This window comes from Variovorax paradoxus (assembly GCF_009498455.1).
Taxonomy (GTDB): domain Bacteria; phylum Pseudomonadota; class Gammaproteobacteria; order Burkholderiales; family Burkholderiaceae_C; genus Variovorax; species Variovorax paradoxus_H.
The window spans coordinates 2,770,620-2,783,644 of record NZ_CP045644.1; the positions used below are offsets into that span (position 1 = coordinate 2,770,620).

Annotated in this window: 13 protein-coding genes and 1 tRNA gene; 12 read left to right on the forward strand and 2 right to left on the reverse strand. The window is 66.9% G+C overall.

The genetic code is table 11. From position 1 onward, the window contains the following. Positions 1 to 3: 3 nt before the first annotated feature. Entirely contained in the window at positions 4 to 624 is a 621-nt protein-coding gene (gmk, locus tag GFK26_RS12685) for a guanylate kinase (RefSeq protein ID WP_056573336.1), read from the reverse strand. Positions 625 to 641: 17 nt separating this feature from the next. Beyond that, a complete protein-coding gene (locus tag GFK26_RS12690; RefSeq protein ID WP_153282268.1) occupies positions 642 to 1,565 on the reverse strand; it encodes a YicC/YloC family endoribonuclease in 924 nt (307 codons plus the stop codon). Positions 1,566 to 1,656: 91 nt separating this feature from the next. Here GFK26_RS12690 and GFK26_RS12695 point away from each other — a divergent pair, with 91 nt between their 5' ends. From GFK26_RS12695 to GFK26_RS12750, 12 genes are all read left to right on the forward strand, one after another. Beyond that, positions 1,657 to 2,664, forward strand: a complete 1,008-nt coding sequence (locus GFK26_RS12695; RefSeq protein ID WP_101488825.1) for a serine/threonine protein kinase — start codon at positions 1,657 to 1,659, stop codon at positions 2,662 to 2,664. A gap of 5 nt (positions 2,665 to 2,669) precedes the next feature. Beyond that, positions 2,670 to 3,578, forward strand: a complete 909-nt coding sequence (locus tag GFK26_RS12700; RefSeq protein WP_153282269.1) for a PP2C family protein-serine/threonine phosphatase — start codon at positions 2,670 to 2,672, stop codon at positions 3,576 to 3,578. Positions 3,579 to 3,622: 44 nt separating this feature from the next. Then, entirely contained in the window at positions 3,623 to 4,354 is a 732-nt protein-coding gene (gene rph, locus GFK26_RS12705) for a ribonuclease PH (protein WP_153282270.1), read from the forward strand. 57 nt (positions 4,355 to 4,411) lie between these two features. Continuing rightward, positions 4,412 to 5,011, forward strand: a complete 600-nt coding sequence (locus GFK26_RS12710; RefSeq protein WP_153282271.1) for a non-canonical purine NTP pyrophosphatase — start codon at positions 4,412 to 4,414, stop codon at positions 5,009 to 5,011. Between the two features lie 3 nt (positions 5,012 to 5,014). After that, complete coding sequence (hemW, locus tag GFK26_RS12715) at positions 5,015 to 6,277, forward strand: radical SAM family heme chaperone HemW (RefSeq protein ID WP_153282272.1); 1,263 nt, start codon at positions 5,015 to 5,017, stop codon at positions 6,275 to 6,277. Positions 6,278 to 6,309: 32 nt separating this feature from the next. Further along, positions 6,310 to 6,397: transfer RNA gene (locus GFK26_RS12720), tRNA-Ser, on the forward strand. A 615-nt stretch (positions 6,398 to 7,012) separates the two neighbouring features. Then, positions 7,013 to 7,978 (forward strand): sugar-binding transcriptional regulator, encoded by a 966-nt coding sequence (locus tag GFK26_RS12725; protein WP_153282273.1) that lies wholly within the window; start codon positions 7,013 to 7,015, stop codon positions 7,976 to 7,978. A gap of 99 nt (positions 7,979 to 8,077) precedes the next feature. Beyond that, the gene (locus tag GFK26_RS12730) at positions 8,078 to 8,734 is read left to right on the forward strand and encodes a DUF2291 family protein (protein WP_153282274.1); all 657 of its coding nucleotides are present in this window, start codon (positions 8,078 to 8,080) and stop codon (positions 8,732 to 8,734) included. Continuing rightward, positions 8,731 to 10,266 (forward strand): sugar ABC transporter ATP-binding protein, encoded by a 1,536-nt coding sequence (locus GFK26_RS12735; RefSeq protein ID WP_153282275.1) that lies wholly within the window; start codon positions 8,731 to 8,733, stop codon positions 10,264 to 10,266. Before GFK26_RS12730 ends, GFK26_RS12735 begins: the two co-directional genes overlap by 4 nt. A 22-nt stretch (positions 10,267 to 10,288) precedes the next feature. Beyond that, positions 10,289 to 11,410 (forward strand): ABC transporter permease, encoded by a 1,122-nt coding sequence (locus GFK26_RS12740; RefSeq protein WP_153282276.1) that lies wholly within the window; start codon positions 10,289 to 10,291, stop codon positions 11,408 to 11,410. Between the two features lie 62 nt (positions 11,411 to 11,472). Beyond that, on the forward strand, positions 11,473 to 12,432 hold the full coding sequence (locus GFK26_RS12745; protein WP_153282277.1) for a D-ribose ABC transporter substrate-binding protein: 960 nt from the start codon (positions 11,473 to 11,475) through the stop codon (positions 12,430 to 12,432). Between the two features lie 101 nt (positions 12,433 to 12,533). Further along, the gene (locus GFK26_RS12750) at positions 12,534 to 13,001 is read left to right on the forward strand and encodes an RpiB/LacA/LacB family sugar-phosphate isomerase (protein ID WP_153282278.1); all 468 of its coding nucleotides are present in this window, start codon (positions 12,534 to 12,536) and stop codon (positions 12,999 to 13,001) included. The last annotated feature ends 24 nt before the right edge of the window (positions 13,002 to 13,025 follow it).

Below are 13,025 nucleotides of genomic sequence, written 5' to 3' on the forward strand. Positions count from 1 at the left end.
ATTTCAAGGGATGTTCAGTGCGGCGAACGTATCGGCACGTGCTCTGCGCTGTGCGGAATACCGGAGCCGCTGCGCGTGGACGATCGCCTTGAGATCGAAAAGTGCGCGCTCAAATAACTCGTTGATTATAACGAAATCGAATTTTCCGGCCTGGGCCATCTCTTCGGCCGCGTTCTTCAGGCGCAGTTCGATGACCGCCGCGCTGTCTTCGCCGCGCCGCTCAAGGCGGGAGCGCAGCTCTTCCCAGCTGGGCGGGAGGATGAAGATCATGACCGCGTTGGCAAAGGTCTTGCGGATCTGCAGCGCGCCCTGGAAGTCGATTTCGAGGATCACGTCGGTGCCCAGGGCCACCCGCTCCTCGACCGCCTTCTTCGACGTGCCGTAGCGGTGGCCGTGCACGTGGGCCCATTCCACGAAGCCGTCGGCCGCAATCAGGGCGTCGAACTCGGTCGGGGAGGCGAAAAAGTACTCCCGGCCGTGCTTTTCCTGCCCGCGCGGCGGGCGCGTGGTGTGGGAGACCGAGGGCTGAACGGCCGAGTCGAGCTCCATGAGCGCCTTGACCAGGCTCGATTTGCCGGCGCCGCTGGGCGCGGCGACCACGAAGATATTGCCGGGGTAGTCCATGGGGGGGCTCGTCGTCGTCATTCGATGTTCTGCACCTGCTCGCGCATCTGTTCGATGAGGACCTTCATGTCCACGCCGATGCGCGTGAGTTCCAGGGCGGCCGACTTGGAGCCCAGGGTGTTGGCTTCGCGGTGCAGTTCCTGGATTAGGAAATCCAGCCGCTTGCCGATGTCGCCGCCCTTCTTGAGCAGCCGCTCGATCTCGTCGAGGTGTGAATTCAGCCGCGTGAGCTCTTCCGCCACGTCGATGCGGATCGCGAAGGCGGTCGCTTCGGTCAGCGCGCGGTCCTGGGCGGCTTCGGGCAGCGTGCCGCCCGTGCCGGCGGTCAGGCCCATGGCCTCCTGCCAGCGCTCCAGGAAGCGGTTGCGCTGCTGTTCGACCAGCTGCGGCACCAGCGGACCGGCCTGCTGCACCAGGGTGCGCAGCTGGGCCAGGTGGTCTTCGAGCATCTTGGCCAGCCGGGCGCCTTCGCGCTGGCGGGCCGACATCAGCGCCTCGAGCGCCTTGCCTGCCACGTCGAGCAGGTCGGGGCCCCAGTCGCCGCGCGTGGCGCCGTCGCCGCCGGCCAGCCGCAGCACGTCGGCCACGCTGAGCTCGCGGGCGCCGGGCAGCCAGGCACGGATGCCGTCCTGCACGCCGTTCAGCCGCTGAAGCAGCTTGACGGAGGGCTCGACCACGCCCGCCTGGGACGTGTTCTCGATGGCCGCGCGCACTTCGACCTTGCCGCGCTTGAGCTTGGCCGTGAGCAGCTCGCGCAGCGCGGTCTCATGCTGGCGCAGCTCCTCGGGGAGCTTGAAGGTGAGGTCGAGAAAGCGGCTGTTGACCGAGCGGATTTCGACCCCGAGTCGGCCCGCGGCGGAGGGCCGTGCATCGGCTTCGGAGTGGCTGCCTGCGGGGCCGTTCTGGCCGCTGGCATAGCCGGTCATGCTGTAAACTGGCATTGCGCCTCACTGTGGTTTTGCTTGCAAGCACCGAGGCGTCGGTACAGCGTTCGCTTGCCGCACCATCGCCTTCGGGCGAAACTCCCGGATTATGTCAAAGGTCAAGCCTACGCCCCTGTTGCCCGATACGGTCATTGGCGGATATCGCGTCGTTCGCCGGCTTTCCGCGGGTGGTTTCGGCGTGGTCTACCTCGCGATCGACCCGAACGGCCAGCAGGTGGCCGTCAAGGAATACCTGCCTTCGTCGCTCGCCACGCGGGGGCCCGGCGAGCTCGCGCCGCAGGTGCCGCCCGAGAAGCTGTCGCTGTATCGCCTGGGGCTCAAGAGCTTCTTCGAAGAAGGCCGCTCGCTCGCGCAAATCTCGCATGCGTCGGTGGTCAGCGTGCTCAATTTCTTTCGCGAGAACGAAACCGTCTACATGGTCATGAACTACCTGGAGGGCGCGACCCTGCAGGATTTCGTGGTCACGGCGCGCGACCTGAAACGGCAGAAGGTGTTCCGCGAGTCGACCATCCGTTCGCTGTTCGACGAAATCCTGCGCGGCCTGCGCATCGTCCACCAGTACAAGATGCTGCACCTGGACATCAAGCCCGCCAACATCTTCGTCACCGACGACGACCGCGCCGTGCTGATCGATTTCGGCGCCGCGCGCGAAGTGCTCAGCAAAGAGGGCATCTTCATCCGCCCCATGTATACGCCGGGCTTCGCCGCCCCCGAGATGTACCGGCGCGATTCGTCGATGGGCCCCTGGACCGACATCTACGCCATCGGCGCCTGCATCTACGCCTGCATGCAGGGCTATCCGCCCAACGACGCACCCCGTCGCATCGAGAAAGACCGCCTGAGCCTGTCGCTCTCGCGCCTGCGCGGCGTGTACTCCGACAACCTCATCGAGGTGGTCGAGTGGTGCATGTCGCTCGACCCGCTCTCGCGCCCGCAGTCGGTGTTCGCGCTGCAGAAAGAACTCAGCCGCGAAGGCGAGCGCCGCTACACCAAGCTCACGGTCGGCGAAAAGGTGCGCCTGTCGCTCGACAACATCCGCTCCTTCGACAAGAAGAGCCTGCCGCGCGCCGCCGCGCCCACCACCCGTCCGGCCTGATCGACATGAAGTTCTCCGTGTTCCAGGTCAGCCGCAAGGGCGGCCGCGTCAAGAACGAAGACCGCATGGGCTACTGCTACACGCGGGAGTCGGGCCTGTTCGTGCTCGCCGACGGCATGGGCGGCCACCCTGAAGGCGAAGTGGCGGCCCAGCTGGCGCTGCAGACCATCGCCGCGCTGTACCAGCGCGAGGCCCGCCCCACCGTGAAGGACGTGAAGGCCTTCCTGGCCGAATCGGCCATGTCGGCGCACCAGCAGATCATGCGGTATGCGAGCCACAAGGCGATGCTCGACACGCCGCGCACCACCGTCGTCGCGGCCGTGCTGCAGAACGCCACCGCCACCTGGCTGCACTGCGGCGATTCGCGCCTGTACGTCGTGCGCGACGGCCGCCTGCTGACCCGCACGCGGGACCACTCGCACGCCGAGCGCCCCAAGCCCCACGGCGCCACCGACGCGCCGGTCAACCGCAACCTGCTGCTGACCTGCCTCGGCTCGCCCACCACGCCGCTGTTCGACGTGTCGGCGCCGCTGCCGCTGCAGCGCGGCGACCGCATCATGCTGTGCTCCGACGGTGTCTGGGGCGTGCTCGACGACGCCGTCATCGTGCACACCCTGTCGTCCGGCAAGCCCGTGTCCGACGCCGCGCCCGACCTCGCCGAAATGGCGCTGCGCAAGGGCGGCGCCCACAGCGACAACGTCACGCTCATTGCGCTCGAGTGGGAAATGCCCGAGACGTCCGGCGACGACCGCGGCGTGTCCACCGAAACCATCGACGACGGCGTGTTCGCCTCGACCATCCAGGCCGGCATGCCGTCCGACAGCGAGATCGACGACCTCGACGAAGACGCCATCGAGCGCTCCATCGCCGAGATCAACGAAGCCATCCGCCGCTCCGCTGCGCGCAAAACCTGAGCGCGCAGTTTTCCCTTTTCTTCTTTCGGTCTCTCTTTCAAAAAATGACTGCTTTCACACGAAGCGGCGGCCGTGCCGCCGACCAGCTGCGCCCCGTGCGCATCACCCGCGGCTTCACCATCCATGCCGAAGGCTCCGTGCTCATCGAGTTCGGCCAGACCCGCGTGCTGTGCACCGCCTCGGTCGAAGAAAAGGTGCCGCCGCACAAGAAGGGCAGCGGCGAAGGCTGGGTGACGGCTGAATACGGCATGCTGCCGCGCGCCACCCACACCCGCAGCAGCCGCGAAGCCGCCAAGGGCAAGCAGACCGGCCGCACGCAGGAAATCCAGCGTCTCATCGGCCGTTCGATGCGCGCCGTGTTCGACCTCGCCGTGCTCGGCGAACGCACCATCCACCTCGACTGCGACGTGCTGCAGGCCGACGGCGGCACGCGCACCGCGGCCATCACCGGCGCCTTCGTGGCCGCACAGGACGCCGTCGACAAGCTGCTGGCCTCCGGCGCGATCAAGACCTCGCCCATCAAGGGCCACGTGGCCGCCATCTCGGTGGGCATCGTCGGCGGCACGCCGCTGCTCGACCTCGAATACACCGAAGACTCGGCCTGCGACACCGACATGAACGTCGTCATGACCGGCGCCGGCCACTTCGTCGAAGTGCAGGGCACGGCCGAAGGCGTGGCCTTCACGCGCGACGAAATGAACCTGCTGCTCGGTCTGGCCGAAAAGGGCATCGGCGAACTCGTGACGCTGCAACAGCAAGCCCTGCTTTCCAACTGAAATCCTCCCAGCTACTGACGCCTGCCAGCCGGGCATCACAGCCACTTTGATCGATTCATGAAACTGGTTCTGGCTTCCAACAACGCGGGCAAGCTCGCCGAACTCCAGCAGCTGTTTGCCGAGCTGTCCGTCACCCTGGTGCCGCAGTCGGCGTTGGGCGTGGGCGAGGCTGAAGAACCCTTCCGCACCTTCGTCGAAAACGCACTCACCAAGGCGCGCCACGCCAGCGCCGCCACCGGCCTGCCGGCCATTGCCGACGACGCCGGCCTGTGCGTTGACGCGTTCGGCGGCCTGCCGGGTGTCGACACCGCCTACTACGCCACGCAGTTCGGCTACGCCAAGGGCGATGCCAACAACGTGAAGGCGCTGCTCGAACAGCTCGACGGCGTGGTCAACCGTCGCGCCGCGCTTGTCAGCACGTTGGTCGCACTGCGCCGCCACGACGACCCCGAGCCGCTCATTGCCGTCGGCCGCGTGGTCGGCGAGATCGCGCCCGCGCCCATCGGTGACAACGGCTTCGGCTTCGACCCCGTCATGTACCTGCCGACCTTCGGCAAGACCTTCGCCCAGCTGCCGCCCGACGTGAAGAACGCCCACAGCCACCGCGGCCGCGCCGCGCAGGCCATGCTCGCCCTGATGCGCGAGCGCTGGTTCTGACCGATGGCCACCGTCTTCCCGATCCAGCCCGCCCAACCCGGCGGCGCTCCCCAGGCCAATGACGTGCTGCACTGGATGCGCCCCGGCCCGCTGCAACTCGCCGCGCTGCCGCCGCTGTCGCTGTACATCCACCTGCCGTGGTGCCTGCGCAAGTGCCCGTATTGCGACTTCAACTCGCACGAGTGGCGTGCCACGAGCGAGGCCGACATCGACGGCCTCCCCGAAGCCGCCTACATCGACGCGCTGATCGCCGACCTCGACGCCGCGCTGCCGCTGATCTGGGGCCGCACCGTCCACACCATCTTCATCGGCGGCGGGACGCCCAGCCTGTTCTCGCCGCAAGCCATCGACCGGTTGCTCGGCGACGTGCGCGCGCGCCTCAAGCTCGCGCCCGAGTGCGAGATCACGCTCGAAGCCAACCCCGGCACCTTCGAGCGCAACCGCTTCCGCGCTTATCGCTCGGCCGGCGTCACGCGCCTGTCGGTGGGCGTGCAAAGCTTCAACGACGAGCACCTGACGGCGTTGGGCCGCGTGCACGACCGCGCCCAGGCCATCGCTGCGGTCGAAGAAGCCGCGAGCGCCTTCGACACCTTCAACCTCGACCTGATGTACGCCCTGCCGGGCCAGACCATGGAAGGCCTCGACGCCGACCTGACCCAGGCTTTGGCCCTTGCGCCGCCGCACATCTCGATCTACCACCTCACCATCGAGCCCAACACCTGGTTCGCGAAGTTCCCGCCCACGCTGCCCGAGGACGACATCGCCTACGCCATGCTCGACCGCATCACCGAGCGCACGGGCGCGAGCGGCATGTCGCGCTACGAAGTCTCGGCCTATGCCCGCGACGGGCACCAGTGCGCGCACAACCTCAACTACTGGCAGTTCGGCGACTACCTCGGCATTGGCGCCGGCGCGCACAGCAAGCTGAGCTTCGCGCACCGCATCGTGCGGCAGGTGCGCTATCGCGAACCGCGCCTGTACATGGAGAACGCGCGCGCCGGTGCCGCCGTGTCGCAGAGCGACGAAGTGGCGCTGGCCGACCTGCCGTTCGAGTTCATGCTCAACGCGCTGCGGCTGAAGCAGGGCTTCACGCTGCCCCAGTTCAGCGAGCGCACCGGCCTGGCGATGACGTCGATCCAGCGCGGCATGGAAGAGGCCGAACGCAAGGGGCTCGTCGCCCGCGACCTGTTCCGCGTGTGGCCCACCGAGCGCGGACTCGACTTCCTGAGCGACCTGCAGACGCTGTTCCTGCCCGATGACGAGTAAGGCCGCGCCGTCAGCTTAAAATCGACGGTTCCGGAGAGTTGGGTGAGTGGTTTAAACCAGCAGTCTTGAAAACTGCCGACGTGAAAGCGTCCGTGAGTTCGAATCTCACACTCTCCGCCAGTCGTCGATGCCCTGCATTGAGACTCGGCCAGTTCGACATCCTTACCCATCCGTTCGCCTATCCGTCGGCAATGCGACTGCGTGCGTCCCGGATGCCGCGGCACGACCGGTAATCGAGGCATTTGACCCGGCTAGGGTCAGAGATCGGCGGAATCCAACAACGCGACGTTGGCGTTCGGCCAGAGCATCGATCAGGGCTCGTGCGAGGGGACTGGGCGGCGCTGTGCATCCGCCTCGTCGCCACGCCTCTTCGTCGCCAGCCCTCCGTTCATGCGGGCTCGCGATCGGCGCAAACCATTTGCGCTCACGCATCCGACTTTCCGACCTGCAACGAGTCGCGCGCTCGATGTGCACACGCGGATTCCTGCCGCGCTGACCAAGCGAGGACCTGCGGGCGGACTTGCGTCTCGAACGTGAAGCTGAAAACCCCGGGCGCGATTCACTTCGCGCCAAGGCGCGCCCCCGCAGAGGCCTCGCCTGAACAAGGTCCCGCGCTTGCGATGGCACGGGAAAACACCGAGAGCGCGTTCATTGACTGCGCACGTGGCAATCCATAAAGTTCGATCAACTGTTCAATTGAACTACAGAAGATCAAATGTTCACAAAATACACGACATGGACCCCGAACTGAGCCTTTCCATCCGCGCCGCATGGCTGGCCTATGTGGGCGGCCACACGCAGGAGCAGATCGCCGAGCGCCTGGGTGTGTCCCGCGTCAAGGTGCAGCGGTTGATCGCCTCGGCCATGCAAAGCGGATTGATCAAGTTCTTCGTCGAGGGGGTGCCGGCCGAGTGCATGGCGCTCGAAGACCAGCTGACGGAAGCCTTTGGCCTCAAGCGCTGCGTGGTGGTTCCGACCACACAGGTCGACCCGGACGATTCGGCCGACGCGATCCCGGCACTGGCAGTGGCCGCTGCCCGGCAATTGACCCGCGTGCTCGATGCCGGCGAGGTGCGCACCATCGGTGTCGGCCATGGCCGCACGCTGGCGGCCATGGTGGAGCGGATGCCCGCAGCGATTCGCCGTGACACCCGTTTTGTCTCGCTGCTCGGCAGCCTCACGCGTCGCTCGGCAGCCAACCCGTTCGACCTGATCGCCAAGCTGGCCGAACGTACCGGCGGCGAGTGCTATTTCATGCCGGTGCCGTTCCTGGCCGACTGCCGCGCAGACGCCCAGGTGCTGCGCGCCCAGCGCGGCGTGCAGCACGTGCTTGAACTCGTCCGCGAGTGCGAACTTTGCGTCGTCGGTGTCGGTGACCTGGGGCCGGACACCCATCTGCTGCGCACCCAGTCCGTCACGGCCGACGAGTTGGCGGCCTTGCGCGATGCGGGAGCGGTCGGCGAACTTGCCGGCTGTTTCGTGGCATCGAACGGCAAACCGGTGAAGTGCGAGATGAACGAGCGTGCGGTCGGCGCCTCGCTGGACGACCTGCGCGGGCGCGACGTGCTCGCGGTGGCCGGCGGAGCGTACAAGGCCGAGGCGATCTGCGCGGTGCTTCACACCGGCCTGATCACCGAACTGATCATCGATGAGGCGGCCGCGCAACTGTGCCTGCGGCATCAGGCGGGGCCGGCCATGTGACCGCGCCAGCAGCTTCCGGTCGTCGGAGTCGGTGCCTGTAGAGCGCCAACGTCGACCGGAATACAGACCAGTCCAAAGATCAACAGGGAGGAGGTTCGCATGGGTGCTCAACTCGATATTGCCGCGCGCAAACCGTTCCGTTTGCGCACGTCGGCCTGTGTGTGGACGGCGGTGCTCCTGCTGCTGCTCGTGGCGATGACGCTGGACACCAGGGCGGTCCGCATCGGCTCCAAGGAGGACGCACGGGCCGAAGCGTTTTCGGCCGAGGCCTACGGCAAGAAGGCGTTTGCGCCCATCCAGTCCCTCATCGAGAAGGCGGCTGTCGACGCCCGGGTGCTGGCGCAGGCTCTCGCGTCGGACAAGGCCGCCGCGGGCGAAACGTACGGCAAGCCGGGGAGCGTCGGACCGATCTTTCCGGTCCGTTTCGTCGGGACGGTGGGCGAGGGGCGTGCCGGCATCTTCAACGTGGCGGTCGACGGCCTGCCCGAAGGCTTGCAGCTGCGTGTGCAAACCGGGCCGGCCATCAACGGCACCGAAGTGCGGGACGCGACAGGCACCGTCGCCTTCGGTGACTTCACCAACCAGATCGACTACCAGGACGCGGGCTCGGCGCTGAATAACGAGCTCAAGGCGCAGGTGCTCGACAAGCTCGACCGCGACGCCCTCGCTGGCAAGAAGATCGAGGTGGTCGGCGTGTTCCAACTCATCAATCCGTCGGGCTGGCTCGTCACGCCCGTGCGGCTGAGCGTGCAATGAGCGCCGCAGTCGTCGCCCGCCATCCGGACAGCGGCATCGTGTTGTCGGCGCGAAACGTCGCCAAGTCGTACGGCAGCGTGCAGGCGCTCAAGGGCGTGAACTTCGACATCCATCGTGGACAGGTCACCACGCTGTTCGGCGAAAACGGTGCCGGCAAGTCCACGCTGATGAAAATTCTGTCGGGCGTGGTCACGCCCACGTCGGGTGAAATCGTGCTCGACGGCGCACCCGTCGTCCTGGCCTCGGCCGCCGACGCTCGCGCGCGTGGCATCTCGATCATCCACCAGGAACTGAGCCTGGCGCCGAACCTCTCGGTGCGCGACAACGTGTTCATGGGTCGCGAACTGCGCACCCTCACCGGCGTCGACTTTGCCGAAGAGGCGCGGCGCACGCAGGCGCTGATGGCCGAACTCGAGGAGGTGATCGACCCGCTGACGCTCGTCGAAGACCTGCGCCTGGGACAGCAGCAGATCGTCGAGATCGCGCGCGCACTCTCGGTCAACAGCCGCATCCTGATCATGGACGAGCCCACGTCCGCGCTCTCGGCGGTGGAGGTCGAGGTGCTGTTCAAGGTGATCCGCGACCTCACCGCGCGGGGCGTGTCCATCGTCTACATCTCGCACCACCTGGAGGAGGCGCTGCAGATCACCGACCACGCGGTGGTGCTGCGCGACGGCGCCATGACGGCGAAAGCGCCGCGCGCCGACATCGATCTCGAATGGATCGTGCGTCACATGGTCGGCGAGAACTTCGACCTCGGCCGTCCGCCGACAGGCTATGCCTTCGGCCAGGTTGCGCTGGCGATCGAGAACGCCGTCCTCACCGAAAGCGCCGGGGTCGACGTGGTCGACCACGTCTCGCTCGATGTGCGCGCGGGCGAAATCGTCTGCATCTACGGCTTGATGGGCGCGGGCCGCACTGAACTTCTGGAGGCTGCGGCCGGCCGGTCCGCGCTCGACGGCGGGCGCGTGCTGCTCGAAGGACACGACGTGTCGCACCTGAGCATTGCGCAGCGCATCGCCAAAGGCCTTGCCCTGGTGCCGGAAGACCGCCAGCGCGACGGCCTCGTGCAGACGATGAGCGTCGGGCAGAACCTGTCGCTCGCCAGCATCGGCGCGTTCGTGCGCGGGCTGTTCACGTCGCAGGCCCGCGAACGCGCATTGGTCGACGCGTCGATCCGTCGTGTCACGGTCAAGACCAGCGGCGGCCAGGCGGACATCGGGTCGCTGTCCGGCGGCAACCAGCAGAAGGTGGTCATCGGAAAGATGCTCGCCACGCACCCGAAGGTCCTTCTTCTCGACGAGCCCAGCCGTGGCATCGACATCGGCGCCAAGGCCGAGGTGTTCCGCCTGCTCGCCGAGCGTGCGCGGCAAGGCCTGGCCGTCGTTTTCTCGACCTCGGAGGTGAGCGAATGCCTGAGCGTCGCGCACCGGATCATCGTCATGCGGCGGGGCCGGATTGCGGCCCAGTTCGATGCCGACGCCACCAAAGAAATGATCATGGCCGCCTCGGGCGAAGCCATGGTTGCCTGAAGCCCCTCGAGCGGACATCCCCATGAGCGAAGCCCCATCCACAGCCCTGCTTTCCCGTCCTGCCAACGCAGGAGGCGGCATCGACGTCGTCCGCCTGCTGCTCGAGGGGCGCGCCTTCTTCGCGCTGATCGCGATCGTGGCCGTGTTCTCGTTGCTGTCGCCCGTGTACTTCTCGACCGGCAACTTCCTGATCATGTCGTCGCACGTCGCCATCTTCGGGCTGCTGGCGGTCGGCATGCTGATCGTGATCCTCACCGGCGGCATCGATCTGTCGGTCGGGTCGACCCTCGGCCTGTGCGGGGTCGTCGCCGGCTACCTGATGCAGGGCGTGACGATCGACGCGCTCGGCTTGGTGCTCTACCTGCCGGTCTGGGCCGTGGTGGTGCTGACCTGCGCGCTGGGTGCTTTCGTCGGGGCCGTCAACGGCGTGCTGATCGCCTTCTTCAAGGTGCCGGCTTTCGTTGCCACGCTGGGCGTGCTCTACGTGGCACGCGGCGTGGCGCTGCTGATCACCAACGGCCTGACCTTCAACGACCTGGGCGGTCGCCCCGAGCTTGGCAACACGGGCTTCAACTGGCTCGGCTTCGATCAGGTCTTCGGCATGCCGATGGGCGTTCTGATTTTCGCCATCGTCGCCCTGGTGGCCGCCGTGCTGCTGACCCGCACGGCCTTCGGGCGCTGGGTGTATGCGACCGGCGGCAACGCGCGCGCCGCCGAACTGTCGGGCGTGCCGGTGCGATTCACGACCGTCACTGTCTATGTGCTGTCGGGCGTGTGTGCCGCCATTGCGGGACTGGTCTTGTCGTCGCAATTGACCTCGGCCGGCCCGACGGCGGGCACCACCTATGAACTCACGGCCATTGCCGCGGTCGTGGTCGGTGGCGCGGCGCTGACTGGCGGACGCGGCACTGTGCGGGGCACGCTGCTCGGCGCCTTCGTCATCGGCTTCCTGTCGGACGGGCTCGTGATCATCGGCGTCTCTTCCTACTGGCAGACCGTCTTCACGGGCGCCGTGATCGTGCTCGCGGTGCTGCTGAACTCCATCCGGTACGGCCGTCGGCCTGCGCGTGTCGCGACCCCGACCCCGACCCCGACCTCCTCCGGCGCACCCGGCGCACCCGGCCAGCCGCGATCGACGGCCTGAAAGATTCCCGTCCGCCGCAGCCGCGGCATCTGTCCAGAAGAAGCAATCAAGGAGATGAAGTCATGTTGAAAACCACCCGCCGCAAGCTGCTTGCCGCAGTCTCGCTCACGCCCCTGCTGGCTGCCCCCGCGTGGGCCCAAAGCAAGAGCAAGGGGCTGATCACGATCATCGTGAACGACCCCGCCAATCCCTACTGGTTCACCGAAGGCGAAGTGGCGAAAGCCGCTGCGCAGAAGCTGGGCTATACCGCGGTCGTCGCGGCGCACACCGGCGACACCAACACCGAGAGCCGGCTGATCGACACAGCCATCACCAACAAGTCGGTTGCCATCATCCTCGACCCGGCGAACGCGAGCGGCTCGGTGGGGGCCGTGCAGAAGGCGGTGGCCGCCAAGATCCCCGTGATCCTCGTCAACGCCGAGATCAACAAGGAAGGCCTGGCACAGGCGCAGCTGGTGTCGAACAACGCCCAGGGTGCCGCGCTCGGCGCCCAGCATTGGGCCGAGCTGATGGGCAACAAGGGCAAGTACGTCGAGCTCGTCGGGGCACCGTCGGACAACAACGCCGCCACCCGCTCCAACGGCTTCAAGACGGTGCTGAGCCAGTACCCCGACCTGGCCAAGGCGGGTTCGGAGGTCGCCAACTGGAACCGGACGCAAGGCCACAACAAGATGCAGTCGCTGATGCAGGCGAACGCCGACATCAAGGGTGTCATCAGCGGCAACGACGAAATGGCCCTCGGCGCAATCGCAGCGCTCAAGAAGGCGGGCACGTTCAACGGGATCGTCGTGGGCGGGTTCGATGGATCGCCGGATTCGGTGGCCTCGGTCAAGGCCGGCGAGTTGGCCTACACGGTGCTCCAGCCCGTCGCGGTGTTCGCCGCCGCTGCCGTGCAGCAAGCCGACACGTTCATCCGGACCGGCAAGACCGGTGCGAAGACCGAGAAGCAGCTGTTCGACTGCATGCTGATCACCAAGGCCAACGCCGCCAAGTACTCGGCGCCGTTCGTCCTGGACAAGTAAGCCCACGCAACATCACGCCACGCTGGCGTTGCGAGGTTCCGGCAGCGCTCGCCACGAGACGCCGCCGGTTTGCGCAGCCGGTTCGAAGAAATGGAATGCACATGAAGATCGCCATTGCCGCGGACACCGCGGGCGCGCCCCTTGCCGAGGTTCTCGCCAAGCACTTTGCAGGCCGGGAGGGCCTCGAAGTGACCCACATCGGGCTGCCCGAGGAGAACTCCGATTTTTTCTACGCCGACCTCTCGGACCGGGTCTGCCAGGGAATTCTCACGGGCCTCTACGAGCGGGCGATCCTCGTGTGCGGGACCGGCATCGGCGTGTGCCTCTCGGCCAACAAGGTGCCCGGCATCCGCGCGGCGCAGACGCACGACACCTACTCGGCCGAGCGTGCCGCGCTCTCCAACAACGCGCAGGTCATCACCATGGGGGCGCGAGTCATCGGCCCCGAACTGGCCAAGGCGGTGGCGGAGGCCTACCTGGCGGCCCACTTCGACCCCCAAGGCACGTCGGCGCGCAACGTCCGGGCCATCGATGCGCTGGACGAAAAATACCACGTGAAAAGCCGATGACTACGGCCCACTCGTTCGACGCCC